The 26,052-nt window shown below is 57.0% G+C and carries 26 protein-coding genes; 10 read left to right on the top strand and 16 right to left on the bottom strand.

Going from position 1 to position 26,052, the window contains the following annotated elements:
* Position 1: 1 nt before the first annotated feature.
* From fliE to QPJ95_RS07465, 3 genes are read right to left on the bottom strand one after another with little or no spacing between them, the layout of a single operon-like run.
* The gene (gene fliE, locus QPJ95_RS07475; RefSeq protein ID WP_270920445.1) at positions 2–298 is read right to left on the bottom strand and encodes a flagellar hook-basal body complex protein FliE; all 297 of its coding nucleotides are present in this window, start codon (positions 296–298) and stop codon (positions 2–4) included.
* Positions 299–320: 22 nt separating this feature from the next.
* Entirely contained in the window at positions 321–713 is a 393-nt protein-coding gene (gene flgC / locus QPJ95_RS07470; protein WP_270920446.1) for a flagellar basal body rod protein FlgC, read from the bottom strand.
* 14 nt (positions 714–727) lie between these two features.
* Positions 728–1,117 (bottom strand): FlgB family protein, encoded by a 390-nt coding sequence (locus QPJ95_RS07465; RefSeq protein ID WP_270920447.1) that lies wholly within the window; start codon positions 1,115–1,117, stop codon positions 728–730.
* A gap of 86 nt (positions 1,118–1,203) precedes the next feature.
* Here QPJ95_RS07465 and QPJ95_RS07460 point away from each other — a divergent pair, with 86 nt between their 5' ends.
* Positions 1,204–2,532: a FliI/YscN family ATPase gene (locus QPJ95_RS07460; protein WP_270920448.1), complete on the top strand. Its 1,329-nt coding sequence runs from the start codon at positions 1,204–1,206 to the stop codon at positions 2,530–2,532.
* A gap of 90 nt (positions 2,533–2,622) precedes the next feature.
* Here the strand turns inward: QPJ95_RS07460 and QPJ95_RS07455 are convergent, their stop codons facing one another.
* The 6 genes from QPJ95_RS07455 to QPJ95_RS07430 form a co-directional block, all read right to left on the bottom strand.
* On the bottom strand, positions 2,623–3,414 hold the full coding sequence (locus tag QPJ95_RS07455; protein ID WP_270920449.1) for a DUF1217 domain-containing protein: 792 nt from the start codon (positions 3,412–3,414) through the stop codon (positions 2,623–2,625).
* Positions 3,411–3,815, bottom strand: a complete 405-nt coding sequence (flbT, locus tag QPJ95_RS07450; RefSeq protein ID WP_286018252.1) for a flagellar biosynthesis repressor FlbT — start codon at positions 3,813–3,815, stop codon at positions 3,411–3,413. The genes QPJ95_RS07455 and flbT overlap by 4 nt, the downstream gene beginning before the upstream one ends.
* Position 3,816: 1 nt before the next feature.
* Positions 3,817–4,188, bottom strand: a complete 372-nt coding sequence (gene flaF / locus QPJ95_RS07445; RefSeq protein ID WP_270921322.1) for a flagellar biosynthesis regulator FlaF — start codon at positions 4,186–4,188, stop codon at positions 3,817–3,819.
* Positions 4,189–4,264: 76 nt separating this feature from the next.
* Complete coding sequence (locus QPJ95_RS07440) at positions 4,265–5,110, bottom strand: flagellin N-terminal helical domain-containing protein (protein ID WP_286018251.1); 846 nt, start codon at positions 5,108–5,110, stop codon at positions 4,265–4,267.
* Between the two features lie 210 nt (positions 5,111–5,320).
* Positions 5,321–5,680: a flagellar biosynthesis protein FlgN gene (locus tag QPJ95_RS07435; protein ID WP_270917527.1), complete on the bottom strand. Its 360-nt coding sequence runs from the start codon at positions 5,678–5,680 to the stop codon at positions 5,321–5,323.
* The gene (locus tag QPJ95_RS07430; protein ID WP_270917820.1) at positions 5,677–5,946 is read right to left on the bottom strand and encodes a rod-binding protein; all 270 of its coding nucleotides are present in this window, start codon (positions 5,944–5,946) and stop codon (positions 5,677–5,679) included. The genes QPJ95_RS07435 and QPJ95_RS07430 overlap by 4 nt, the downstream gene beginning before the upstream one ends.
* Before the next feature lie 200 nt (positions 5,947–6,146).
* Here QPJ95_RS07430 and fliK point away from each other — a divergent pair, with 200 nt between their 5' ends.
* The 3 genes from fliK to QPJ95_RS07415 all read left to right on the top strand — a co-directional run bounded on the left by fliK (position 6,147) and on the right by QPJ95_RS07415 (position 9,246).
* Complete coding sequence (fliK, locus tag QPJ95_RS07425; protein ID WP_270917528.1) at positions 6,147–7,637, top strand: flagellar hook-length control protein FliK; 1,491 nt, start codon at positions 6,147–6,149, stop codon at positions 7,635–7,637.
* Between the two features lie 4 nt (positions 7,638–7,641).
* Positions 7,642–8,307, top strand: coding sequence for a flagellar hook capping FlgD N-terminal domain-containing protein (locus QPJ95_RS07420; protein WP_270917529.1), 666 nt, complete (start codon positions 7,642–7,644; stop codon positions 8,305–8,307).
* Between the two features lie 78 nt (positions 8,308–8,385).
* The gene (locus QPJ95_RS07415) at positions 8,386–9,246 is read left to right on the top strand and encodes a phosphotransferase (RefSeq protein WP_270917530.1); all 861 of its coding nucleotides are present in this window, start codon (positions 8,386–8,388) and stop codon (positions 9,244–9,246) included.
* On the opposite strand, the gene QPJ95_RS07410 is transcribed toward QPJ95_RS07415, so the two are convergent.
* The 5 genes from QPJ95_RS07410 to QPJ95_RS07390 all read right to left on the bottom strand — a co-directional run bounded on the left by QPJ95_RS07410 (position 9,219) and on the right by QPJ95_RS07390 (position 14,635).
* Positions 9,219–10,538, bottom strand: coding sequence for an NAD(P)/FAD-dependent oxidoreductase (locus QPJ95_RS07410; protein WP_270917531.1), 1,320 nt, complete (start codon positions 10,536–10,538; stop codon positions 9,219–9,221). The two genes, QPJ95_RS07415 and QPJ95_RS07410, sit on opposite strands and share 28 nt — an antisense overlap.
* Complete coding sequence (locus tag QPJ95_RS07405; RefSeq protein ID WP_270917532.1) at positions 10,538–11,353, bottom strand: ABC transporter permease; 816 nt, start codon at positions 11,351–11,353, stop codon at positions 10,538–10,540. The genes QPJ95_RS07410 and QPJ95_RS07405 overlap by 1 nt, the downstream gene beginning before the upstream one ends.
* 76 nt (positions 11,354–11,429) lie before the next feature.
* Entirely contained in the window at positions 11,430–12,311 is an 882-nt protein-coding gene (locus QPJ95_RS07400; protein ID WP_270917533.1) for an ABC transporter permease subunit, read from the bottom strand.
* Positions 12,311–13,438: an ABC transporter ATP-binding protein gene (locus QPJ95_RS07395; protein ID WP_270917534.1), complete on the bottom strand. Its 1,128-nt coding sequence runs from the start codon at positions 13,436–13,438 to the stop codon at positions 12,311–12,313. Before QPJ95_RS07395 ends, QPJ95_RS07400 begins: the two co-directional genes overlap by 1 nt.
* A 111-nt stretch (positions 13,439–13,549) precedes the next feature.
* Positions 13,550–14,635 (bottom strand): polyamine ABC transporter substrate-binding protein, encoded by a 1,086-nt coding sequence (locus tag QPJ95_RS07390; RefSeq protein ID WP_270917535.1) that lies wholly within the window; start codon positions 14,633–14,635, stop codon positions 13,550–13,552.
* 140 nt (positions 14,636–14,775) lie between these two features.
* On the opposite strand from QPJ95_RS07390, the gene QPJ95_RS07385 reads away from it, so the two are divergent.
* From QPJ95_RS07385 to QPJ95_RS07360, 6 genes are all read left to right on the top strand, one after another.
* Positions 14,776–15,462 carry a GntR family transcriptional regulator gene (locus tag QPJ95_RS07385; protein ID WP_286018250.1) on the top strand — a complete coding sequence of 229 codons (687 nt, stop codon included), beginning with the start codon at positions 14,776–14,778 and terminating at the stop codon, positions 15,460–15,462.
* A gap of 64 nt (positions 15,463–15,526) precedes the next feature.
* Entirely contained in the window at positions 15,527–16,918 is a 1,392-nt protein-coding gene (locus tag QPJ95_RS07380) for an aspartate aminotransferase family protein (protein WP_270917537.1), read from the top strand.
* A gap of 302 nt (positions 16,919–17,220) precedes the next feature.
* Positions 17,221–18,321, top strand: a complete 1,101-nt coding sequence (locus QPJ95_RS07375) for an ABC transporter ATP-binding protein (protein WP_270917538.1) — start codon at positions 17,221–17,223, stop codon at positions 18,319–18,321.
* 80 nt (positions 18,322–18,401) lie between these two features.
* A complete protein-coding gene (locus QPJ95_RS07370; RefSeq protein WP_270917539.1) occupies positions 18,402–19,505 on the top strand; it encodes an extracellular solute-binding protein in 1,104 nt (367 codons plus the stop codon).
* An 88-nt stretch (positions 19,506–19,593) separates the two neighbouring features.
* Positions 19,594–20,865 carry an ABC transporter permease gene (locus QPJ95_RS07365; protein ID WP_270917540.1) on the top strand — a complete coding sequence of 424 codons (1,272 nt, stop codon included), beginning with the start codon at positions 19,594–19,596 and terminating at the stop codon, positions 20,863–20,865.
* Between the two features lie 5 nt (positions 20,866–20,870).
* On the top strand, positions 20,871–22,046 hold the full coding sequence (locus QPJ95_RS07360; RefSeq protein WP_270917541.1) for an ABC transporter permease: 1,176 nt from the start codon (positions 20,871–20,873) through the stop codon (positions 22,044–22,046).
* A gap of 129 nt (positions 22,047–22,175) precedes the next feature.
* On the opposite strand, the gene QPJ95_RS07355 is transcribed toward QPJ95_RS07360, so the two are convergent.
* Together QPJ95_RS07355 and rnr are read right to left on the bottom strand one after the other, a co-directional pair.
* Complete coding sequence (locus QPJ95_RS07355; protein WP_270917542.1) at positions 22,176–23,513, bottom strand: lytic murein transglycosylase; 1,338 nt, start codon at positions 23,511–23,513, stop codon at positions 22,176–22,178.
* 271 nt (positions 23,514–23,784) lie between these two features.
* Entirely contained in the window at positions 23,785–26,046 is a 2,262-nt protein-coding gene (rnr, locus tag QPJ95_RS07350; protein WP_270917543.1) for a ribonuclease R, read from the bottom strand.
* Positions 26,047–26,052: the final 6 nt, after the last annotated feature.

The raw sequence follows: 26,052 nt of genomic DNA, 5'->3' as shown, positions 1-26,052 counted from the left end.
CTTAGACCGGCATCCGTAGGATTTCTTGATAGGCCTCGACCACCTTGTTGCGAACGGTCACGGCTGTTTCAACCGCCAGCTCGGTCTGCGCCAGCGCCTGGACAAGCGCATGCGGATCAGCATCACCGGTCATCGCTCCAATCGAAGTTTGCTCACTTTGCTGTAGCGTTGCGGTGAAGTCCTGAAAACTCTTTTTCAGAAGTGCGCCGGCATCACTGCCTGATTGCTCGGGGTCAATTTTGGTCGCTGGGCGTGCTGCGGCATAGCCACTGGCGGCGGAAAGACTGCGAATATCCATTCTGGATCTCCTTAGGTTCTAGTTATCGGCGTAGTAATTCCATCAGAGAGGCGGACATTTGCCGCGTCTGATCGAACATTTTCAGGTTAGCTTCATAGCTGCGCTGGGCCTCACGGGCGTCAGCGATCTCAATCATCAGGTTGACGTTTGACCCCTCATAGTGGCCACTTTCATTGGCCAGCGGGTGCGACGGATCATAAACCTGCGCCAGGTCAGTGCGGTCCAGGTGGACCCGCCCCACCTCGACGGTTTCAACGTCTCTGTTCATGTCGCGCACGGCCTCAAACGGGACTGTCTTGCGACGATAACCGGGTGTGTCTGCGTTCGAGATGTTCTCGGACACGTGGCGCAACCGGGTGGCCTGGGCCTTTAGTCCGCTGGACGAAGCGGATAATGCATTGGAAAATTCACTCATTATTCGGTGCCTCCTTAATTGCGACCCAGGCTGGTCCGCAGGATGTTCATGGACGATTTGTAGATCGCGAGAGCCTTGTCATGCTGACGCTTTACCTCGACCCCTTTCAGGATTTCGGTCTCGATCGAAACTGAGTTATTATTTGGATCGCGACCGTCCTCGGAGGTGCGGACAGTCCAGTCCAACCCCTGACCGGATGATCCGTTCAGGTGATTGCTTCGACTGGCGCGCATGTCACCCGGTTGGCTGTTGTCGTCAATGACTTCGGAAAAGGGTTTGATGTCTTTGGCGTGGTACCCAGGCGTATCGGCATTTGCGATATTCTGCGACACCAGCGCCTGACGAGTCCCGGCATGGGTCGCCATAGCATTTGCTAGTTTAAAGACATTCAGCTTTGTGAACATCGGGGCTTCTCCCTCGATTGATTTCAACCAAGGCTTAACCCTGATTCCTTTAGAAATTGTTTTCAGAAACGTTTTGGAGATCGACAATGACCGCTGACCTGAATGCACTGACCCAGGAAATAGCCAGCAAACGGCTGAGCACTCCGCTAGGGCGGGTGACCGGAATTTCAGCAGGTGTGATCGAGATTTCAGGTCTCGGTAATACCGCGCGAATCGGTGATCGACTGGTTTTGAAACGCCAGGATGGCGACCCGCTGTCCGGCGAAGTGATGATGATTAATAGTGTTTATATCAGTATGTTACCTGATGTTGCGCCAAATCGTGTAGCCATAAATGATCCTGTTTTACTGTATCCGACACCAGATTTTGCCCCGGACGACAGGTGGATTGGCAGGGTGATTGACCCCTTCGGCGCGCCGCTGGATGGCAAGCCGATGTTGCGTGGTGGATCGCCCCGAGACCTGATGTCGCCCCCCCCACGGGCGGCCGAGCGCAAGCCGTTAGGAGCCCGTATTGCCACTGGCATGTCGGTGCTCAATACGATTCTCCCGATTGTTCGTGGCCAGCGAGTCGGTCTTTTTGCCGGTTCCGGGGTTGGTAAATCGACTTTGTTGGCGCAGTTGGCCCAGAATATGGATGCCGATGTGGTGGTGATGGCGTTGATTGGTGAACGGGGTCGTGAAGTGAATCACTTTGTTGACAACGTGCTTGGCCCCGAGGGTATGAAGCGCGCCATCGTGGTGGCCGCAACCTCGGATCAGTCTGCTTTGGTGCGGCGGCGCTGCGCCTGGTCGGCAATGGCCGTGGCCGAACATTTCCGGGATCAGGGCAAGAACGTGCTGTTTCTGGCTGATTCGGTGACGCGTTTTGCCGAAGCACATCGCGAGATTTCAGTGGCCTCTGGAGAGGCACCAGCCCTGCGTGGCTATCCGCCATCGGTGACCCCACTGATTACCGGTCTGTGTGAACGGGCTGGCCCCGGTGCCGCAGGCCAGGGTGATATCACTGCAGTGTTCAGTGTGCTGGTTGCAGGCTCGGATATGGATGAGCCGATTGCCGATATTCTGCGCGGCGTTCTGGACGGTCATATCGTGCTGAACCGAGAGATTGCCGAGCGTGGGCGGTTCCCGGCCATCGATGTCTCCCGGTCGGTTTCGCGCAGCCTGCCTGCCGCGGCCACCGCCGGAGAAAACGATATCATCTCAAATGTGCGCAAGTATCTGGGTACATATGAGCAATCCGAGGTGATGATCCGGGCCGGTCTATATGCCGAAGGCAGCGATGTAACCCTGGATCAGGCAGTCAAGATCTGGCCGGAACTGGACAGCTTTTTTGGTAAGGATGATTCAGAGGGTATTCAGAACAGTTTCAACCGTCTGACTCTATTGCTGCGTCGTGCGGGTAAAACCCGCTGACCCTGGCTCTGGGTGGTCAAACCATCGTCGACGTGGAAATAGCGCGGTTCGGGATATGCCCGCCGCGCCATTATCCAATGATGTCCAAAGTTAGGACTGCAGCAACATTAAGGCTGTTGCGCCCGAGGACTGCGACGCGTCAAAATCTTTAAGTTGTTCGCGCGCCAGGTAGGTGTTGACCAGCTTGTCCATCAAATCCGGATCTGAAAAATCACTGACATTATCGGTTCCAAATATCGATTCAGCGCGTGATTTGAATGCTTCCAGTTGTTGGTCCAGATCGATTTGAGACAGGCTTTCCGGTAGCCCCAGTGCCACTTCGAACATTTCCCGAAGGGCAGACTGACCCATGATGTTGAACCATTGGGTGTCGGTACTGGTTCCATCCTCGGCCAGATTGACGAGTTCACGCTGCCCATACAGGGCGATCCGCATCGATGCCTCCTGCTCCCCAACGGCTTCCTCAAAGGATTGTACCTTATTGGTGAATACCAGATCTGCCATTTCCTGAGCAGATCCGGTTTTGATGGTGTCGCCGGGGCCAAATCCGAAGGCATCGCTGAATTGCACATACCGGTCGTCGCCCAACTTGTTAGCTAAAGCGTCATCAGCTGCAGTGCCATCCGTCAGGATTTTTTCAAGATACGCCTTTTTGTAAATATCCTCGCCAAGTCCAAAAGCGTCGAGTGCAACAGACAATAGCCGCGGGTCAGCCATTAGATCCTCGGCTGATTTTACATTGCCGATATTCTCCACAAAGTAGTCTGTTTCCCGTTGTAAAACAGCATCCTTAGTGAAGGTTTCGAACTGCTTGTCATAGGTCGCCTGCAAGAAGTTCCAGCCAACGATACCATTAGAGGGGATGATCGGTTGATAGCTCATGTTTGAGCAACCGCGATTAATCGGTCCTCGCGCGGCAGCAGGCCGCGCAGCGCCTTGAGGCAGCGATAGTGGTTGTTCTGGATCACCGCCTCGGTCGCCTCGGCCAGTGAGGTGCGGCTATCGGGGTCGGTGAAGACCTGGCTCAGGTCTTCGATGCGGCGCAGCATCGGCAGTCGATCCTCCTGCGGATCGATGTCGCCGGTCAGGACCAGCTGGGCGGCGTAACAGACCCGACGCACCGGAGTGTTGGCGTCCTCGGGGTGGATTGCATCTCGCAGGCGCAGGATATTGGCGTCCGGCGTCATGATCGACAACCGGCTGCGCCGGTCGCCGTTTTCAATCACCGCGCCATTGACCAGGACGCGTTCTTTGGGGGCAAGTTTCAGGACAAGTCCGCTCATTTCATGGGGCTCCGCTTCGTAGGCCACGCATAATGGCCGTGTTGATTTCAACCAGAGGTGTGACGCCGGCTTTGCGGGCCAGCACTTTACTGGTGTGTTGTCGCGTGAACTCGGTCAGATAGGTGAGATGGTCCTTCAGCTCCAACGGCAGCTGGTTGTTGGGGCTGGCAATATCGGCCATGAAAATGGACCACAGCTTGCGATTGTCGGTGAGGGCAGCTGCCAGAGAGTTGAACCCGTCGGGGCCCTTGTTTGCGGCTGCAACCAGCCGGTGAGTCACCCGCGCAATGGCGTCGTACTCAAGGTTTTTAAGGGTGCGGGTCGGGGCTTTTGCCGCCGAATAGGCTTGCTTCGCATGTCTGAGCGCGTTCACGTCAATTCCTTACGTAGTATCTTCAGATTCTCTGAGATGGGAAGCCGGGGCGCGGTGACGCCCCGGCTCAGAGTTCTTAGCGGAACAGTGTCATCAGTGTTTCTGGCGCGCTATTGGCAATCGACAGCGATTGCACCGCCAGTTGCTGCTGGGTTTGCAGGGCTTTCAATCGCGCCGAGGCCTCTTCCATATCGGTATCGGTCATCGAGCTGACACCCATTTTCATGGAATCGGTCAGCTTGGAGACAAATTCGCCCTGGTCCTTCAGGCGGGCGCTGTCGGACCCCAGTTGCGCCGCGCCGGTAATGGCAATGGCCAGGAAGCCCTCGATGTCAATCAAGGCTTGGACCGCGTCGGTAGAGTCTCCGATCGGTGTCAGGTTAGTGGCTAGATCCAAAGTGTTCGTGAAATCAAGAGCATTAATGTCAATCTCAGTTCCCGCTGGTGTGCCGGTTGGGCCAACCCGGTCAAGCGAGGCAAGAACACCCAGCTTGGATTCGGTGCCGTCAACGGTGTCCAGCAGCAGATTGACGCCGTTGAACTGAGCCGCAGCCATAATCGCAGCAACCTGTGCGGATTTCTTGTCGATGTCGAGCTGGATTTTGCCGTGATCGACGTTCTCAGATTGGGCCGATACGATCAATTCTTTGATTTCGATCAGTTTATCCACGATCTGTTCGGCACCGGCAGAGGCGACGGCGACAGTCGCTTCGCCCACGGCCAGGCTTTCCGAAATCGCGTTGAAGCCTGCAATGTCAGATTCCATGGTTTTGGAAATGGCCCAGACCGCAGCGTTGTCACCGGCGGACCCAACACGTTTCCCTGTTGAAATCTCGTTTTGCGCATCGGTCAGGCTGTTGTTCACGGACTGCAGAGTCTGCAGGGCAACCATTGCGCCGTTGTTTGTCAGAATGCTGGTCATAGCATATATCCTTTAACTGTGAGGCGCTTTGGCCCCATCTAATGCTGCCCCAATAGGGGCATTTTTGACGTCGTTCTGACTAGTGCGTTTGGCCGTTAGGCGTTCGCGCCACCTCGTATTTGAGATGCAAGGTGACATTGCCCCAACAGGTGCTAAAGGAATGCTAATTCCAAAATTCGCATAATTAGAATTTTCTCCAAATTGCGAAGTTCATGCGCGTTTCTCCAGGCTCATGCTTCCGCGTGTGTTGAAACGTGTCTTGCGCCCGGATTGGTCATATACGTCCAGGCCTTTACGAACCCGGCGCAGTTCGGCCATGCGGGCCGATACCGCACGGATGCCCTCCATGGCGCTGTCCAGCAGCACTTGGTTGCGCGATACTTTGTCTTGAACCTGGGACAGCGCCTCGCGTTCCAAGTCTGTAACGGCGTTCAGATCACTGATCAGCGATTCTTTCCTGGTCATCAATCCGCCCAACTTGGTCAGATCACCTTTGACCAGGGCCTGGCGCTCTTGGTCGAGGATTGAATCGAGGTCGTCGATCAGGGTTTGTGGGTTCAGGTTGGTCATTTTTGAGACTCCTTCAAAGAGTGGTACAGTGATTCGGCCAGGCCGATTCCACCTGCCTTGGCCATCTGTTCCGCCTGTGCGCGGATTAGAAATGTGGAAAACTGGTCTTCACCGGAGCCGCCGCCAAAAGTTTCACGGCTTTCGCCCAAGCCGGCGGATTTCAACATTTCCGCAAGAAACGTTGTCTCTAACTGCATTGCAGCCTTGCGCAGCGGGTCTTGCTGACTGGCGGATACCTGGTGCGATCTGGGCATGGAGAGCGGCATTGATGGCGTCAGGTCGGTCATTGGAGTCTCCAGATGAATAATTTCGAATTGCTTCGATTTTTATGAGACTGCGCCATAACCGGTTAAAATTACCGTAACCGGTTGTCTGTACTAAGGAGGTGACGAGATAGAATGTCCGGAACAAAATGATAAAAAATATTCATTCAGAATCGGCTTTTGGCGTGGTCAAAAGTTCGAGCATGCCAAAACCTGTGTCGACCGATTCGGGCAGCAAAGGCGCGACTTTTCAGAGTTACTATTCCGCCTCTGATGCGCATCAGGGCGCTGTCCGTGATCCAGTTCAACCGGACAAGTCCGAAGCCACAGAAGATACACAGGCACCGGTATCTACAGATGTTGCCGATCCAAGTGGACCGGAAATGGATCAGGAGCGCGCTGCCAGTGGCCACGAGGATGTGGTGGTATTGGAGGCCGCCGGTGCTGAAATTTTGGCCAGGCAGCAAACCCGATCTGGTGCCGTCACATTCTCCCAAGGGGGGGCTGCAAATGGCGACGTGGCGAATGATTCCGCCACCAATGTGACTGCAAATGTGGTGGCGTCTCAGCCAGAGCCTGGGTTTACTGAGGCTCAGTCAGGGCAGCCTGTCCTGAATAAGGGGGCCGAACAGCCGACGCATCGCAGTATTGCCGAATTGCGCATGATAGCAGCGCAACCTGGCGCCGGGGCGGACCGTCAAGCAATGCAAATTCCGGGTCAAATTCCGGATTCGATGCCACCAGAAGACCCTCTCATCGCAACGGAGAGGGCCGATGCTGGACAAAAGAGAGCGGCTTTGGGAACCGCAGCTGGCGCGGGACAGAGTGCACCTGAGTTGCAGGCGACGCAGCAGGTAATAAGGACCGCCGATCCGCGCCGGGCACAGGTTTCGCCAACCGGCATCAGGTCAAATCCGCAAGGCATTGTGACGATGGCGGCAGATCAGGGAAAGGTCGCGGGTCTCGCCGATGGGGTGCAGCCTTTGGTGACATCCTCGCAAGAGGAGCAGGCAACACCGGGCGCGGCAGCTGCATCCGATGAGGTGCAGACCCGCACCAACCGGCAACCGAATCACCAGGTAGCGGCCGCAACGCCGCAACCGTCGGTTCAGGTGAATCCGGCATCGCAAACTGCCGCAGCAGGGCAGATTGCTGTCACGGGTGCAGAGCCCTTGGCAGATACTTTGGGCGCCAGCCTGATATTGGACCCGATGGGATCTGAACCCGCCGGTCTGGCGCAATTGCTGACCGAAGCGGTGATGAGCCCCGGGACCACGTACCGGCCTGAAACCCCGCGTTTGGTGGCGGCGCAACTGGCCGAGGCGCTGGCAACCAAGGGAGAACGCAACATTGATATCGCGCTCAGCCCAGAGGAGCTGGGCCGGGTGAAAATGCGGGTGAGCACCACTGAAACTTCGGTCGTTGTCATGATCACCACAGAACGTCCTGAAACCGGCGATCTGATGCGCCGCCACATTAATGAACTGTCTGAAGAGTTCCGCCGCATGGGATTCGAAGACATCTCCTTTGAGTTCAGCGGCGAGGGCCTGTCCGGCGATGAGAGCGAGCAGGGAGATTCACTTGAAAACGGATCATCCGGATCAAGTGACGGCGGCCCAAGTGCCGAAAATATGCAGCAACCTGAAAAACAGAACCTTCGCCTGGGAGAATCCGGGCTGGATATGAGGATTTAAGTCGATGACCACAGCCGTTAGTACAGCCACTGCAGTGGCAACCACGACAAGCGCAGCAACCACGACTGCCACTCAAAAATCTGATTATGAAACATTTCTCATAATGCTGACCGCACAGGCGAAGTATCAAGATCCGCTGGAGCCGATGGATTCGTCGGAATATGCATCGCAGCTGGCACAGTTTTCGATGGTCGAAAAGCAAACTGAAAACAACGATATCTTGTCGTCAATTGCCCAACAAATTGGTTTGGCGAACATGGCGGCGATGTCGGGCTGGGTTGGCATGGAGGCGAGGGCTGCCGCGCCAGGATATTTTGATGGATCAACGCCGATTACTATTGCGCCAAACCCAGCGGCCGCCTCGGACACCGTTCAACTGGTGGTCAGTGATTCTGATGGGACTGAGGTGCAGCGTGTCACGTTGCCGGTTTCTGCGGACGCCTATGAATGGGACGGTGTGGATGATGATGGTTCGGCATTTGCCAGCGGAAGCTACACTTTTGTGGTCGAAAGTATCGCAAATGGCGAAGTGCTGATGTCAGAAATGGCCGAAGTCTATTCCAATGTGGCGGAAACTCAGATGCAGGGCACTAATGTGGTCTTGATTCTTGAAGGTGGGTCGGCGATTTTGGCCTCATCGGTGACCGCACTACGTAGTTCAGACAGCTAGGGACGAATTCGGCGTGCTCCGTGAATGTTTGCCCCTCGGTAATCGAGGGGCTGTTGAACGGAGACGATCCTGTGGCCCATGACTTTTGAATTTGAGGCCGATCTGTTTGCCCATATCGCGGTGCGGGGATTGGCAGTGGAAAACCCCGAACGATTGGCCGGTGGGCGATCGAACCTGGTCTGGCGCGCCGGCTCTGTGGTTATTAAGCTTTATCAGCAGCCGGGCGAGAACCCATTGTTTGCCAATGATGCCTTGCGGGAAGGGGCCAGCCTAAAAGCTTTGGCCGGGACTGGATTGGCACCGAAATTTCTGGATGCAGGCATGTTCAATGGCTGCAAGTGGTTAGCATACAGTCATATTGAGGGCACTGTTTGGCAGCAAGACACGGCCCATGTGGCGCAACTGCTGGGGCGTTTGCACGATCAGGCTGGCTTTTCCGGCTTGCCGATGGGATGCAATGGCAGCGCCGACCTAACTGAACAAACTCTGACGGTACTGGCGCAATGTAACAGTTCAAATCCGCTGCGCGGGCTGGCGCCCTCGGGGCAGGTCGCCGCCTGTAAAAACCCGGTGGTGATCCACGGCGATCCGGTTCCCGGTAATCTGGTGGACCATGGCGGCACCCTGACGCTGATTGACTGGCAATGCCCACAGCTAGGGGACCCGGCTGAGGATCTGGCGCTTTTTCTGTCCCCGGCGATGCAATTGCTGTACCGGGGGACACAGCTGACGCGTCTTGAGGAAGACGCTTTTCTGGGCGCTTATCCGGATCGAAGGGTGGTGACGCGACTGCTGGCATTGAAACCCTGGTTTCACTGGCGCATGGCAGCCTATTGCCTGTGGAGGTCAGGCCAGAGCAACCAGGGCAGTCACCGCGATCACGATGCGATGGTGCTGGAACTGGAGGCTCTTCAGTCCATCAGCCCAAGTGCGGCATAGGCAGGCGGCATCAGCAAACGCCGAAAGCGGCCAAGCGGAAAGCGCGGCATCGACTGGATCGCCGGGGAATACGGCAGGTCGGATGTCTGGCTCAGCACCAGATCGCTTAACAAACGCCCGGCATAGGTTCCCATTGCAACGCCGTTTCCGTGGTAGCACAGGCCTGCGAACATGCCTTTTACCTCGGGTACGGGGCCGACAAAAGGCACCAGGTTGCGTGCCAGGCAGACCATGCCGGACCAGCAATGCGTTGTTTCGACGTCCTTCCATGCGGCGAACATACGGTCAAAATCGCGCCGAAGTTTGTGGCGGATCGCTGTTTCAGACCGGGCCGAGGACAAAAGTCCGCCGCGCATGCCAAACAGGAAACGGCGGTCGGGCATCAGGCGAAAATAATGCAGCAGGTTTCGACTGTCATAAGCCATCTGATCGCTGAACCAGCCTTGTTTTTGCAGCTCATCTTCGCTGAGTACCCGCGTCACCATGACGGTCGACTGGGTTGGCAAATAGCGTCCCGCCAGCCAGGGCGGCAGGTCCTCAGAGGAATACCCATTGGTTGCGATGATCAGCTGACTGACACGCAATGTTCCGTTGGGAGTGGCAATCACATGTTTTCCGTCGCGCTGCGATATGCGGCTGGCGCCACTGCGTTGAAACAGTTGGGCGCCCGCTGTCTGGGCTGAACGGCACAAGCCGAATAAATACTTGCGGGGGTTCAGGCCAAAGCCGACTGGCGTGGTCAAGGCCCCGTGGAACGGACCATTCAACCCCTGTTCTGCCAGTTGATCTGCTTCCAGCAGGTCGACCTTCTGGCTGTTTCTGGCCATATCTTCGGCTTCGACGCGGAGGCGTTGCATGGCGCGTGGTGAATGCGCCAGTTGGGTTTCGCCGCGCGAATGGCTGTCGGCGTTGATGCTATATTTATCGAGCAATTCACCTACCAAAGAGACCGCGGCAACTTCTCCGGCCTCATAGATTTTGGTGGCCTGATCACCGAACCGCCGTTGCATCGCCGCGCTGCTCAGCTTTGATCCTCCCAAACAGCAAAATCCGCCATTGCGACCTGAGGCACCCCAACCAGGGGATTCGGCCTCCAGTACCACAACGCTGGCGCCGGCTTCAGCCAGATGCAGAGCGGCGGAAATACCTGTAAAACCGCCACCGATTATTGCCACATCGGCATCCATGGTACCGTTGAGGACCGGCCAATCGGGCTCTGCAATGGTCTGGTCCCACCAACAATGGTCGCGCGGACCAGGACCATAGGCATAGTTCGAGTAAAGGCGCCGCATCAGCTGCGCACCGCTTCTTGCTCTTCGCGTTTTTGCCGGACCATTTGATGTTTGGTGACCAGAGATGTGGTGATCACTCCAAATGTGACAATGGCAATCATGATCGTGGATAGTGCGTTGATTTCGGGGCTGACCCCCAGCCGCACTGCCGAGAAAATCTTAATTGGCAGGGTGGTTGCAGAGGGGCCGGTGGTAAAGGATGCGATCACCAGATCATCCAGCGACAGGGTAAAGGCCAGCAACCAGCCGGAAATCACCGCCGGGGCAATGATCGGCAGGGTCACCAACCGGAACGCCTGCGCTGGGGAACAGCCCAGATCCAGCGCGGCCTCTTCCAGTGAACGGTCAAAGGTGACTAGCCGCGAAGACACCACAACTGAGACATAGCACATCGAAAAAGTGGTATGGGCCAGCACAATGGTCAGCACGCCACGGTCCAAGCCGATACCGATGAACAGCAACAGAAGCGACAGACCAGTGATGACTTCGGGCATCACCAGTGGCGCATAGATCATGCCGGAAAACAGGGTACGGCCCCGGAAGCGGCCTCCGCGTACCATCACATAGGCTGCCATCGTTCCCAAAACCGTGGCAAGGGTTGACGAGAACACCGCCACCTTGATGGTCACCCATGCGGCATTGAGAAAGGCTTCGTTCTGCATCAGCTCGCCATACCACTTGGTCGAAAACCCGGCCCAGACAGTGACCAGTTTGCTTTCGTTGAAGCTGAAAATAATCAGGATGATCATCGGAATATAGAGAAAGGCAAACCCCAGTGTCAGGGATACCACATTGAACCAGCTGGTTTTGTTCATTGCGCTCTCCTCCAGTTCGAATTCTTCAAAGAATTCGGGTCGGAAAATTCGAATTTTCCGGAGACAATACGAAAACTCATTGTTCTGCCTCTTGTTGGTTTTGCTGATTGCGTTGGAACAGCACGATTGGGATCACCAGGAGGAGCAGCAGAATCACCGCCACCGCGCTGGCGACTGGCCAATCCCGGTTGGAGAAAAACTCCTCCCACAGCACTTTGCCGATCATCAGCGAGTTCGAGCCACCCAAGAGAGATGGGATCACAAATTCTCCAAGTGCCGGGATGAAGACCAGAAAACAACCGGCGATGATGCCTGTTTTGGAGAGAGGAATTGTCACTAGCCAGAAGGCAGTAAGCCGCGAACAGCCCAGGTCTTCGGCGGCCTCGATCAGCGAATCGTCCAAACGTTCCAGTGCGGAATAGATCGGTAGGATCATGAAGGGCAGGTAGGTGTAGACAATGCCGATGTAGACGGCGGTATTGGTGTTGAGGATGGTCAGCGGTGTGTCGATGATGCCGGTCCACAACAACAACTGGTTCAAATAGCCCTCGTTGCTGAGAATGCCCATCCAGGCGTAGACCCGGATCAGGAACGAGGTCCAGAAGGGTAGGATCACCAACATCATCAGGGTTGGTCGCCATTCCGAGGGCACCCGCGTCATGCCATAAGCGATCGGATAACCAACCAGCAGCGTCAGCGCGGTTGAGATCGCGGCGATTTTGAAGGAACTCAGGTAGGCCTTCCAGTATAGATTGTCCTCGGTCAGGAAGATGAAGTTCTCAAAATCAAGCTGGTTGAGATAGGCCCAGATCCCTTCATCCCAGCTGAATTTCGGGACATAGGGTGGAATCGCCAACGCGATATCCGACAGAGAGATTTTCACCACGATAGCAAAGGGTGTCAGAAACAGCAGCAGCAGCCAGGCATAGGGGGGGGCGATCAGGAGAAAACGGCGCATCAGCTGGCCAGTAGCACGCCGGCCGTGGCGGTCCAGGACAGCCAGACAGTGTCTTCCCAAGTGTAACTGCGTCGCGAGATTCGCCGGGTATTTGCGGCCTGTGCCTTGATCACCACGCCAGTTGGCAGCTCGACGTGATAGGTGGAAATGTTGCCGAGATAGGCAATGTCCAGAATCTTGCCCTGCACTGCATTCGCCGCGTCTTCGGGTTTATCGGCCGAGATCGCCACTTTTTCCGGACGAATGGCCAGATGGCAGTTTTGCCCATCCGAGAATGGCTGGTTTGAATTGGCGGTCAGCGGTGCCTGTGCATCCGCCCAGGCGATGGCGTAGCTGTCTTTGCCATTGGCTGTGGTTGTGCCTTGGATGATATTCACATCGCCAATAAAATCAGCAACATAGACAGAATTTGGGGTTTCATATATCCGGTCTGGCGTGGCCACCTGGATGATCTTGCCGTGGTCCATCACCGCCACCCGGCTGGCCACTGTCATCGCCTCTTCCTGGTCGTGGGTCACGATCATAAAGGTGGTGCCGGTTTTTTCTTGGATATCCATCAGTTCAAACTGGGTTTCCTGGCGCAGCTTCTTGTCGAGCGCCCCCATGGGTTCATCCAACAGCAGCAGTTTTGGCGCCTTGGCCAGGGATCGCGCCAGCGCCACCCGTTGCCGCTGCCCGCCAGAGATCTGATGCGGCTTGCGCCTGGCGAATTGTTCCAGCCGGGTCAGCCGCAGCATTTCTTCGACCCGATCATTGATATCTGCTTTGGGCATAGCTTGGCGTTTCAGGCCAAAGGCGATGTTCTCCCAGATTGAGAGATGTGGGAACAGCGCGTAGGACTGGAACATCATGTTGGTTGCGCGCTTGTTCGGCGGCACCGAGACGATGTCCTGACCGGCCAGAAGAATGGTGCCTTCGGTTGGTGTCTCAAACCCGGCCAGCATGCGCATCAGGGTGGTTTTGCCACAACCAGACGGACCCAGAAGTGCGTAGAATTCGCGCTCGTAGATATCGATGGTCAGATTGTCGATGGCGACAAAGGAGCCAAACCGTTTGGTGATGTTCTGGAAATGGATCAGCGGTTTTTCCTGCGGATCATTCCAGGGTTCGAATTCAATAGTGGTCAAGCCGGGCTCCCCTGCGTGTTTGCAAAAATGCGAATTTCAGGTGGCTGCATCGCCAGGGGCGGCAGCGCATGGGGTGGGGCGCATGCCGCGTCCCACCCCATCTGGCAGAGATTAGATGCCGGATTTGATCTTGGTCCACATGCGGGTGACTTTGCGCTGTACTTTTACCGGGTAGGGGCGGGTGGTATACAGGTTCTGCAAGGTTGCTGCGTCCGGGTAGATGGCCGGGTCGCCGATCACGTCTTCTTCCAGCATTGGCTGGCTCGCCTTGTTACCATTGGCGTAATAGACGTAGTTCGATGCTGCGGCCATGTTGCCCGCATCCATGATGAAGTTCAGGAACTTGTGGGCGGCGTCGGGGTTGGGGGCGTCAACGGGAATGGCCATTTGGTCAAACCACATCAGCGCACCTTCGCTGGGGGCGTTATAGGCAATCACCACACCATTGTCGGCCTCGTCAGCGCGGTCACGGGCCTGCAGGATGTCGCCGGACCAGCCGACTGCCACGCAGATGTCACCGTTGGCCAATGCGTTGATGTATTCCGAGCTGTGGAATTTTTGCACATAGGGGCGAATGGCCGACAAAACGGGTTCGGCCTTGGCGATGATGTCCGGGTCCTGACTGTCGGGGTCTTCCCCGATGTAGGCCAGGGCTGCCGGAATGATCTCAGCCGGAGCATCCAGGAAATGCACGCCACAGGCGGCCAGTTTTTCCATGTTGGCGGGATCAAACACCAGTGCCAGCGATCCCACTGGGGCGTCGTCACCCAGGGCTTCGGCAACTTTGGCAGTGTTGATGCCAATGCCGGTGGTGCCCCACATGTAGTTGATCGAATGGGCGTTGTCGGGATCATACTGGGCGGTGCGCGCCTCGATCACATCCCACATGTTGCTGGCGTTGGGCAATTTGGACAGATCCAGTGGCTGGAACGCGCCCGCCGTTATCTGCCGCTGCAGGAATGTCCCCGAAGGCACCACAACATCATAACCCGAGCCACCCGCCAGCATTTTGGTTTCCAGAACCTCGTTGCTGTCGAAAACATCATAGATCAGCTTGATGCCGGTTTCGTCTTCGAACTTGGTCAGCAGCTCTTCGTCGATATAGTCGGACCAGTTGTAGACGCGAACTTCTTCGGCCATGGCAGCGGCACTGTTCAGCGCAATGATGGCGGTGAGTGTCATCGTTTTAAATGTCATGAGTATCTCCCTGTGCGTGCCGGTGTCAGCCCCGGCTAAAAAGGATTTGATCAAGTTTTGCCTCTTTCGGCAATAGTGTTTATGTTTAGACCAGCGGCGGCGTTACAAAAGCTGTGCCAAAAACAAGAGGAATGGGTGACGTGACTACCACCAAAAATGCAAGCCTACCGGTGCCGGATAGCGGCGCCAAAGCCCCGGCGCATGAGACCGTTTATCAGACGTTACGAGGGCAGATTCTGTTTGGCGAACTGGCGCCTGGGCAGGCGGTGACAATCCAGGGTCTGACCGAGGCGTTGAACGTCGGCATGACGCCGGTGCGCGAAGCGATCCGTCGGCTGATTTCGGACGGGGCGCTGGTCTTTCAGGGCAACCGCCGGGTGTCCGTACCGGTGCTGCGCCTTGAGGATCTTGATGAGCTCAGTTATGCAAGAAAAACAATAGAGTGTGAGCTAGCGCGGCGGGCAACTTTACGTATTACTGCTGAACATATTGCGGTGCTTACTCGTATAGATGATGCTTTGGACCGGGCTATCTCTGCCGGTGATGTGGCCGGTTACCTGGCCCAGAACTATGCCTTCCACACGGCGTTGTACCAGCATGCCAGGGCGCCGATATTGACGGATCTGGCGGACCGGATGTGGCTGCGGTTTGGCCCGTCCCTGCGGGTGGTCTGTGGTCGTCTCGGCACCCAGAGCTTTCCTGACCGTCACAAGGACATCCTCGACGCGCTGCGAAAGGCCGATCCGGAATTGGCAGCACTGGCGATGGAACGGGACGTCATGCAGGGCATGGAACAGGTGAGCCAGGGAATAGCCGCAGTTAGCTGATTCGATTGACACCGCAGAATATGATCATATTCTTGGGGTAACCCTCTGAAACAGGAATCTTGCCATGAGTGCGATCACCAATCATTTGCCCACAGCCGAGCTACAGGCCCTGGATGCGGCGCATCACATGCATCCATTTACCACCAACGACGAGTTGGCGGAAAAAGGTGTCCGCATTATCACGCGGGCCAGTGGCATCTACCTGACCGACAGCGAAGGCAACGAAATCCTCGACGCCATGGCGGGTCTGTGGTGCGTCAACATTGGCTATGGGCGTGATGAGCTGGCCGACGTGGCCGCCCGCCAAATGCGCGAGCTGCCTTATTACAACACCTTCTTCATGACCACGCATGTGCCGGTCATTGCGCTGGCCAAAAAAATCGCCGAACTGGCGCCGGGTGATCTGAACCATGTATTCTTTGCGGGTTCGGGCTCCGAGGCGAATGACACCAACATCCGCATGGTGCGCCATTACTGGGCGGAAAAGGGCAAGCCAACCAAGTCGATAATCATCAGTCGCAACAACGCCTATCACGGCTCCTCGGTGGGCAGTGGATCGCTGGGCGGGATGAGCGCAATGCATGCCCAGGGTGGTTTGCCGATCCCAGACATCCACCACATTGAGCAGCCGCATTGGTGGGCCGAAGGCGGTGATATGGACCCCGAGGAATTTGGTCTGCAGCGGGCGCAAGAGCTGGAAAAGGCGATTTTGGAGCTGGGTGAAGATCGTGTTGCAGCGTTTATCGCCGAACCTGTTCAGGGCGCCGGTGGGGTCATTATACCGCCAGCCAGCTATTGGCCGGAAATTCAGCGCATCTGCGACAAGTATGAAATCCTGCTGATCGCGGACGAGGTGATCTGCGGCTTTGGCCGGACCGGCAATTGGTTTGGCAGTGAGACCATGGGCATCCGCCCTGACATCATGACCATCGCCAAGGGGCTTAGCTCGGGCTATGCGCCGATCGGCGGATCGATTGTCAGCGATGAAGTTGCAGCGGTCATTGGCGCCAGTGAATTCAACCACGGCTATACATATTCAGGTCATCCGGTGGCCGCTGCGGTGGCGCTGGAAAACCTGCGCATCCTGGAAGAAGAGGGCGTTGTCGCGCATGTGCGCGACGTAGCCGGACCTTATCTTAAGGAAAAGTGGGAAGCGCTGGGCGACCATCCACTGGTGGGTGAGGCCAAGATTGTTGGCATGATGGGGTCGATTGCGCTGGTGCCCAATAAAAATAGCAGGGCGCCGTTTGCAGAGGCCGGCACCGCCGGGTTTGTGTGCCGGGAACGGTGTTTTGCCAACAACCTGGTGATGCGCCATGTCGGCGACCGGATGATTATCTCACCGCCGCTGGTGATCACCACAGAAGAAATAGATGTGATGATCGGGCGTGCACGCACCGCACTGGATGAATGCTATGCCGAGCTGCAAAAGCGAAACCTGCTGAGCGTCGACTGAATATTATCCGAGCATTGGCCGCCAAATAGGTCGTTTTTGGAACATTCTGTCTCGGCCCCACTCGTTTTTTGAGTGGGGCCGTTTTTCTGATTTTTGTACAGTGGTAACCAAAAGCTGGATGAAGGCGCAGAAACAGACGTATTATGTCCGATATCTGTCGCGCAACGTCCGATGAAGCAACTGAAAGCGGCTAGAATAATATTCTGATCAAACGGTTGCATACTGTCGCTTAGGTATGTTTACATGAAACAGTTACAAGTGCAGAGCCAATCTGCCGGACCGAAATAACCAGGGAGCTTGTTTTGGCTGATGTGTCAAACCTTGACGCGTTCGTAGAATTCGAACGTGTTCAAAAAAGTTACGACGGCGAAAACCTCGTTGTCAAAGACCTTAACCTTTCCATGCCCAAGGGCGAGTTCCTTACGATGCTCGGCCCCTCAGGATCCGGGAAGACCACCTGTTTGATGATGCTCGCCGGTTTTGAAACGGCAACCCACGGCGATATTCGTCTTGGCGGCACCTCTATCAACAACATCCCCCCGCACAAACGCGGCATCGGTATGGTGTTCCAGAACTACGCGCTATTTCCACATATGACGATTGCTGAAAACCTCAGCTTTCCGTTGGAAGTGCGCAAGATGGGCAAATCCGATCGCGAAAAGAAAGTGATGCGGGCGCTGGACATGGTAGAGATGGGGGCCTTTGGTGGTCGCCGTCCGTCGCAATTGTCCGGTGGTCAGCAACAGCGGATCGCCCTGGCGCGCGCCCTGGTGTTTGAACCCGAATTGGTGCTGATGGACGAACCGCTGGGCGCGCTGGATAAGCAGCTGCGCGAAAAGATGCAGTTTGAGATCACTCACCTTGCGCACCGTCTGGGCATTACCGTGGTCTACGTGACCCACGACCAGACCGAAGCCCTGACCATGTCAGACCGGGTTGCGGTGTTCGACGATGGCCGCATTCAGCAGTTGGATCCGCCAGATAAGCTGTACGAAGCGCCACAAAACAGTTTCGTCGCCCAGTTTATCGGTGAGAACAATACGCTGGAAGGCGTGGTCAAAGAGATCAAGGGTGGCACGGCGCTGGTTCAGTTGGACAACGGTGATCTGATCGACGCCAAGCCGGTCAATGTGACCAAGGCCGGCGAGCGCACTCGTGTTTCGATCCGCCCTGAGCGGGTCGAGTTCAATAAAGACCGGATGCCAGAGGGCGCCCATACGCTGAAAGCGGAAGTGATGGAGTTCATTTACATGGGCGATATCTTCCGCACCCGCTTGCGGGTTGCTGGCACCGACGACTTCTATGTCAAAACCCGTAATGCACCCGATCAGGCGCGTCTGACACCTGGCCAGGAGATCGAAATTGGCTGGCTGGCAGAAGACTGCCGCGCACTGGACGCCTGATCCGGTCACGACCTTTACCCCCGGCGAACAACGACCGGGGGAATTGAAAATTCCAAGAATACTTAACAAGGAGAGCCTAAATGAAACTCACCAAACTGTCTGCTCTGGTGGCCTCGACTGCGCTGTGCGCACCGATGGCAATGGCCCAGGACATGGCCAACGAATTGACTATCGTTTCCTGGGGTGGTTCGTATTCGGCGTCGCAAAAGAACGCCTATCACGACCCCTATACCGCCATGACTGGCGTCAAGATCATCAACGACGAAAGCTCGGCCGAAGCGGTTGCAAAACTGCGTGCGATGAACGAAGCCGGCAACGTCACTTGGGATGTTGTTGACGTTGTTGCCTCTGACGCAATGCGCCTGTGCGACGAAGGTCTGGCTGAAGAAATCGATCACGATGCGGATCTGGCTCCTGCTCCTGATGGAACGCCTGCGTCCGAAGACTTCGGTGACCTGCTGGTTTCTGAGTGCTTTGTGCCTCAGATCGTCTATTCGACCACCTTTGGCTATCGCACCGACCTGGTTGGTGACACTCCGCCAACATCGGTTTGTGCCATTTTTGATCTGGAAGCCTATCCTGGCAAGCGTTCGCTGCAGAAGCGTCCGATCGACAACATGGAATGGGCTCTGTACTGCGACGGCGTTGCCAAAGACGAAATCTATGACGTCTTGAGCACCCCTGAAGGTGTGACACGTGGGTTGGACAAACTGGCCACCATTAAAGACAATGTTGTTTGGTGGTCTGCTGGTGCCGAAACGCCCCAGTTGCTGGCTGATGGCGAAGTTGTGATGGGATCGACCTTTAACGGTCGCCTGTTCTCGGCCATCGCCGAGCAGAACCAACCAATCGGGATGCTGTGGGACATGCAGTCCTTTGACTTGGATGGCTGGATCATTCCAACAGGCCTGAGCCCTGAGCGCAAAGCCCGTGCAATGGATTACCTGCGTTTTGCCACAGACACACAGCGTTTGGCAGATCAGGCAAAGTACATCTCCTACGGTCCGGCTCGTGCCTCTTCGGCACCTCTGGTTGGTAAGCACGCAGAATTGGGCATCGAAATGGCACCACACATGCCAACAGATCCGGCCAACTCCGCCAATGTTCACTCCTATGACTACGAATGGTGGGCAGACAACCGTGACGATCTGAATGCCAAATTCCAGGCTTGGTTGGCCAAGTAATTCCGACTTGAGTTGAAAATGGGAAAAGGCCCGCGCGCACAGTAGTTCGGGCCTTTTCTCCACCAAAGATTTCACGGGGACTCCTAACATGAGCGACACAACCCAGTCCGGACCAGTGATGGCCGCTGACGGCACGCCGCTAAAGCGCAGCTTAAACCGCGCGCTCCGGAGGCAAAAAAACCGGGCACTGATGTTGATTGCACCGCTGCTGCTGTTTGTTTTAGTGACATTCATTCTTCCGATTGGCGACATGTTGTTCCGCTCGGTTGAGAACCAGATTGTTTCTGAGACGCTGCCACGCACCGTTGTTGCTCTGGAGTCCTGGGACGCCACCAGCGGCGAAACGCCCGATGAGGCGGTATATGCGGCTTTGGCCATCGATCTCCAGATTGCCGCCGAAGCCAAGCTACACACCCGTGTTGGCTCGCGTCTGAACTACGAAAAGCCGGGGATCTCTTCGCTATTTCGCAAGGCAGGTCGCCAGGTCAAAAAATGGGATGTGGAAAACGATGGGCCCTATAAGGAGCGTTTCCTTGAACTCCACAAGGGCTGGGGCGATCCTGATGTCTGGAGCACCATTCAGACCTATTCGCCAAAATTCACCAATGGCTACTTCCTCAATTCGGCAGACCTGAAAAAAGGTGCCGATGGGCCCGAATGGCGCCCTGAGGACGAGCAAATCTATTGGCTGCTCCTCAAACGCACCATGTTCATGTCGATGGCGATCACCCTCAGCTGTATTGCGCTGGCCTATCCGGTGGCCTGGATCCTGGCCAATCTGCCAGCCCGTACCTCCAACATGCTGATGATCCTGGTGCTGTTACCCTTCTGGACCTCGCTGCTGGTGCGCACCTCCGCCTGGAAGGTGATGCTGCAACAACAGGGGGTGATCAATGACACCCTAGTCTGGCTGGGCCTGGTTGGCGATGATGCCCGCTTGGCGATGATCAACAACCAGTTTGGCACTATTGTCACAATGACCCATATTCTGCTGCCCTTCATGATCCTGCCAATGTTTTCGGTGATGAAGACCATCCAGCCGACCTATCTGCGCGCCGCCAAATCACTTGGGGCGACCAACTGGACCGCGTTCTGGCGAGTCTACTTTCCGCAGTCGGTACCGGGCATTGGCGCGGGGTCTATCCTCGTGTTCATCCTGTCGATTGGTTACTATATCACCCCGGAACTGGTTGGTGGCACCAAGGGCGTGTTCATCTCCAACAGGATTGCCTACCACATTTCCACCTCGCTGAACTGGGGGCTGGCCGCCGCGCTGGGTGCCATTCTGTTGGCTCTGGTTCTGGTTCTGTACTGGGCTTATGATAAAATTGTCGGCATCGACAACGTGAAGTTGGGATAAGACAGATGACAATAACACCTGTAGAAAACCAAACGCCCGGATTTGTTGCGGCAGTTGCCGCGGCCTCCGGTGCCTTTTTCGGCCTCTTTATCGGCACCTCTCAAGGGTCCGGTTTGCTGGGCATATTGATCGGGGCTGCCATCCTGGCTGCTTTGGGCTTTGCTTTGACTGCAATGCTGGACAAGGAGAAACCAATCCGCTGGCTGCTGATTGCAGCCTTTGCTGTGGCGGGATTTGGCCTCGGAGGCCTGCCAGGAGCGGTGCTTGGCGGCGCGGCTGGCTGGTTTTCCGGTTGGTTCATCTTCTGGCTCGCCACTTCACGGTATCGGGCGCATCTGGCACCCTACCTGACCTCGGGCCAGGTGCTGTGGCACTATACATTCCGGGTCATCTGCGGCGCGATCTTCACCTTCCTGATTACCCCGATCCTGGTGGTGATGCCGCTCAGCTTCAATGCCCAGGATTTCTTCACCTTCACGCCCGAGATGCTGCGGTTTGATCCAGCCGGTTATTCGCTGAAACACTACAGAGACTTCTTCGGCAATCAGGATTGGCAGAACGCCCTTTGGAACTCTATCAGGATCGCGCCAATGGCAACGGTGTTGTCAGTTACCTTTGGTACTCTGGCAGCCATTGGCCTCAGCCAGCCGCATGTGCCGTTCCGCCGCGCCATCATGGCGATCCTGATTTCGCCAATGATCGTGCCGCTGATCATCTCGGCGGCTGGCATGTATTTCTTCTACAGCCGTATTGGATTGCAAGGCACCTATATGGGCGTGGTTATGGCGCATGCTGCATTGGGTATTCCCTTTGTCATCATCACGGTGACGGCCACATTGGTGGGCTTTGACCGGTCCCTGACCCGGGCTGCCGCCAATATGGGCGCGGACCCGGTCACCACCTTCTTTCGGGTGCAAATGCCGCTGATTCTTCCGGGCGTCGTTTCCGGCGGGCTGTTTGCCTTTATCACCTCGTTCGACGAGGTGGTGGTGGTGATGTTTGTCGGCTCCGCCGGTCAGAAAACCCTGCCATGGCAGATGTTCATCGGCCTGCGAGAGCAACTGTCTCCGACGATTCTGGCGGTGGCAACGATCCTGGTGGGAATTTCCGTACTCTTGCTGGCAACGCTTGAATTGCTGCGGCGACGCTCCGAACGCCTGCGCGGCATGTCCCCAGGCTAAGGCTAAAACGCTTTAAAAGACAAAGGCCCCGGCAAACACCGGGGCCTAATTCATTCTGGATCCTTCATCTGGCCACAAATATCCCAGGGGTGAATTGGCCAAAGGCCAAGAGGGGGCTGCCCCCCTTTTCTACCGCAATGCCTTCAACAGGTTAAGCGAGGCATGTCCATCCGGAACCAGACCATTGGCGAACTGATAGGCGCGCACCGCTGCGCTGGTGTTGGGGCCGACTTTTCCATCCACACCGCCGGTATCAAAGCCCTGACGGGTCAGTCGCTTTTGCATCTCCTGCCGCTCCCCAAAGCTCAAACCCCGATCGTCGCGCGGCCAGGGCTGTTGGATCGGGCTGCCGCCTTTGATCCTGTCACTCAGGTGGCCGACACCAATCACATAGGCATCGGCGGCATTGTAGCGTTCAATCACCTGAAAGTTCTTGAACACCATAAAGGCCGCGCCATTGCTTCCGGCCGGAAGCAAGATCGAACCGGAACCGTGATTTGGCACCGGGCGGCCATTGACCCCCCTGACCCCCATTGCAGCCCATTGCGCCGGGCTTTTCTTGATCCTGCGATGGGCCAAACCATAGTTGAACCCGCGCGGCAGCCTGACCTCAACCCCCCAGGGTTGTCCCTTGACCCAGCCAAACCGCGCCAGATAGGCCGCAGTTGAGGCCAGTGCATCGCTGGGATTGTCAGACCAGATATCGCGCTTTCCGTCGCCGGTGAAATCCACCGCATAGGCCAAATAGGATGTCGGGATAAACTGGGTGTGGCCCATGGCACCGGCCCAGCTTCCGGTCATTTTGCGGGCGGGCACATCACCCGCCTGCAAGATTTCAAGGGCGGCAATCAACTGACTCTCAAAGAAGCGGCCGCGGCGGCCGTCAAAAGCCAGCGTCGACAGCGAGCGTATGACATCCATGTCGCCGCGGTAGCTCCCATAGGAGCTCTCCATCCCCCAGACGGCCAGAACGATTTCCTTGTCGACGCCATAGGTCGCCTCGATTTGTTGCAGCCGCCGCCGCTGGGCCCGCAGGGCCTTTTTACCATTTTTGATTCTCTTGTCAGATACCGCGCTATCAAGATAGTCCCAGATCGATTTGGTGAATTCCGACTGATTTTGATCACGGCGGATGACCTCGGGGTCGTAGGTCACTGTTTCAAAGGCACGGTTCAGGGTGCTGTTGGTAATGCCCTGGGCCAATGCCCGCTGGCGAAACCGCTTGATCCAGCTCTGAAAGTCACGATTTGCGGAAGCGTTCTGCGGGGTCAGAATCGTCCCGGTGACAGGTCGTGCACTGGGCTGTGAACTGGGCCGCAATATCGCCACAGCGGCCGTTTGATAACTGCCTTGGCTCAAAGCAATCACGTCCGGTCGCGCCTCAGGTCGTAAGGGTGACAGCGGAGCGGCACCGGATAGCGGTGCCATCAGACAGGCCACAACTGTGGCAATAACCAAAACACGCATTCTGCACCTCATTTTACTCTGCTCTGAGACAATGTAGCCGGTAAGCAACACTGGCAAAAGTGCTCAGTCAGCTGGCCTGCGGGGATCCGCCGTTGCGGCTCGCCGGTCGCCGCTCCTCAACCCGAATGCGGGGCAGTCCGGCGCTGATCCGCCGCCCGTTGACGACCTTGCTAAGGGATAAACCCTTTCTGTTGGACGGCCAGATCACCCGCGCAGCGATTGCGGGCGGAACTGGCAAGCAGAGGTGCGTGCATGCACGCACCCTACACTGTCAGTGCCGTTTGCGCACCAGCTTGCGCTTGACCTTGTCTGTCTTGCGCTTGGCCTTAACTTGTTTACGCTTGCCACCGGATCGACCTGCCGGGCTGCGGCTGCCGCCACGGGGCAGCGGTTTGTCGTCGATGGTCAGCAACTCCAGCTGCAGCCCGCCGGTGACCGGTGTTGCCTCGGTCAGGCGCACCGATACCTGTTGGCCGATGGCGATGACCAGGCCGGTGTCTGAGCCCTTGAGGGTGCTTGAATCAGCGTCGAAGTGAAAGAATTCACGCCCCAGGCTGCGCACGGGGACCAAGCCGTCGGCGCCGGTCTCATCCAGTTTCACAAAGGCGCCAAAGCGCGCGATACCGTTGATACGGCCCGTGAATTCATTGCCCACCCGTTCCGACAGAAAGGCCGCCAGATAGCGGTCGGTGGTGTCGCGCTCGGCCATCATCGAGCGCCGTTCGGTTTCGGAAATATGGGTGGCGGTTTGCTCCAGCTGATCGACCTCAGCCGGGTCCAGCCCGTCCTTGCCCCAGCCGTGTGAGGTCACCAGCGCCCGGTGCACGATCAGATCGGCATAGCGGCGGATCGGTGAGGTGAAATGGGCATAGTTGCGCAATGCCAGACCAAAGTGGCCAAAGTTCTCAATGCCGTAATAGGCCTGTGTCATCGAGCGCAGGGTTGAGATATTGATCAACTCGGCGTCGTCGGTGCCAGCCGCAGCATTCAGCAGGGCGTTCAGATGCCGGGTTTGCAGCACCTGACCCTTGGCCAGTGTCAGTCCCGCGGCGGATGCCGTTTCTCGCAGGGCATCCAGTTTCTCGGGCGCGGGCTCTTCGTGCACCCGGAACAGTTGCGGTGCGCGTTTGGCGATCAGTGTTTCGGCGGTGGCGACATTGGCCAGCACCATGAACTCTTCGATCAGCCGGTGCGCGTCCAGCCGGTCCCGGAAGTTGATCGAGCGGACCTTGCCACTGTCATCCAGAATAATCTTCCGCTCGGGCAGGTCCAGCTCTAGCGGCTGTCGGGCGGCGCGGGCTGTTTTCAGAGCGGCGTAGGCGGCATAAAGCGGCCTGATCACCGCGTCGAGCAGCACTCCGGTGCGATCATTAGGTGCGCCATCCATGGCCTCCTGGACCTCGGCGTAATGCAGCGAGGCGGCGGAGCGCATCAGCGCACGTTCAAAGTGATGCGCGATCTTGTTGCCGGTCGCATCCAGTTGCATGCGCACGGCGATACAGGGGCGCGGGACCCCTTCGTGTAGGGAGCACAGATCACCCGACAGGCTATCCGGCAGCATCGGCACCACCCGGTCGGGGAAATAGCTGGAGTTGCCGCGTTTGCGGGCCTCGCGGTCCAGCGCGGTGCCGGGGCGCACATAGGCGGCGACATCGGCGATGGCGACCCAGACGATGTGGCCACCGGGGTTACTGGGGTCGTCATCGGCGTGGGCATAGCAGGCGTCATCGTGGTCGCGCGCATCCGAAGGGTCGATGGTGATCAGCGGCATGTCACGCAGATCTGTGCGGCCCTTCAGTTCCATCGGTTTGGCCTTGTCGGCCTCGGCCACTACGGCGTCCGGGAAATTGTCGGGAATGCCGTGTTGGTGAATGGCAATCAGCGACACTGCCTTGGGGGCGGATGGATCGCCCAGGCGGTCAACGATGCGGGCGCGGGGCAGGCCCATGCGGCCCTTGGGGCCGGCCTGTTCTGCCTCGACCAATTCGCCGTCGCGGGCGCCCTGGGTGGCATCATCTGCGACGATCCATTCGCTGGAGCCCGATTTGTCGATTGGCACAATACGGCCACCTTCCGAGCGCTTGCGGAATATGCCCAGCACCCGTTTTGGATTGGAGCCGATGCGGCGGATCAGCCGGGCCTCGTAATTGTAGTCCTGATCCTGCACCAGGGTCAGCCGGGCCAGAATCTTGTCACCGGCCCCCAGCGCCGGATCCTTGGCGCCTGTCATGATCAGAACAATGGGTTCAACCCCGTCGCCGTGCCACTCCAGCGGCTGCGCGAACAGATCGCCATCGCCGTCCGGCGCCTTGACCAGCAGCACCGATACCGGCGGCAAACGCTCCGGGTCGCCATAGCTTTTCTTGCGCTTTTCCAGATGGCCTTCGGTCTCTAGCTCTTTCAGCATCCGCTTTAGGTCAATGCGGTCAGATCCTTTGATACCAAAGGCCTTGGCAATGTCGCGTTTCGAGGTGAGGGTCGGGTTCGCTGAAATCCAGTCGAGGATCTCTGCCTTGGAGGGTATACGGCTCATATGCCC

It is taken from the genome of Parasedimentitalea psychrophila (assembly GCF_030285785.1).
Taxonomy (GTDB): domain Bacteria; phylum Pseudomonadota; class Alphaproteobacteria; order Rhodobacterales; family Rhodobacteraceae; genus Parasedimentitalea; species Parasedimentitalea psychrophila.
The sequence above is the reverse complement of the archived record's forward strand: the minus strand, read 5'-3'. Positions and strand labels throughout refer to the sequence as shown.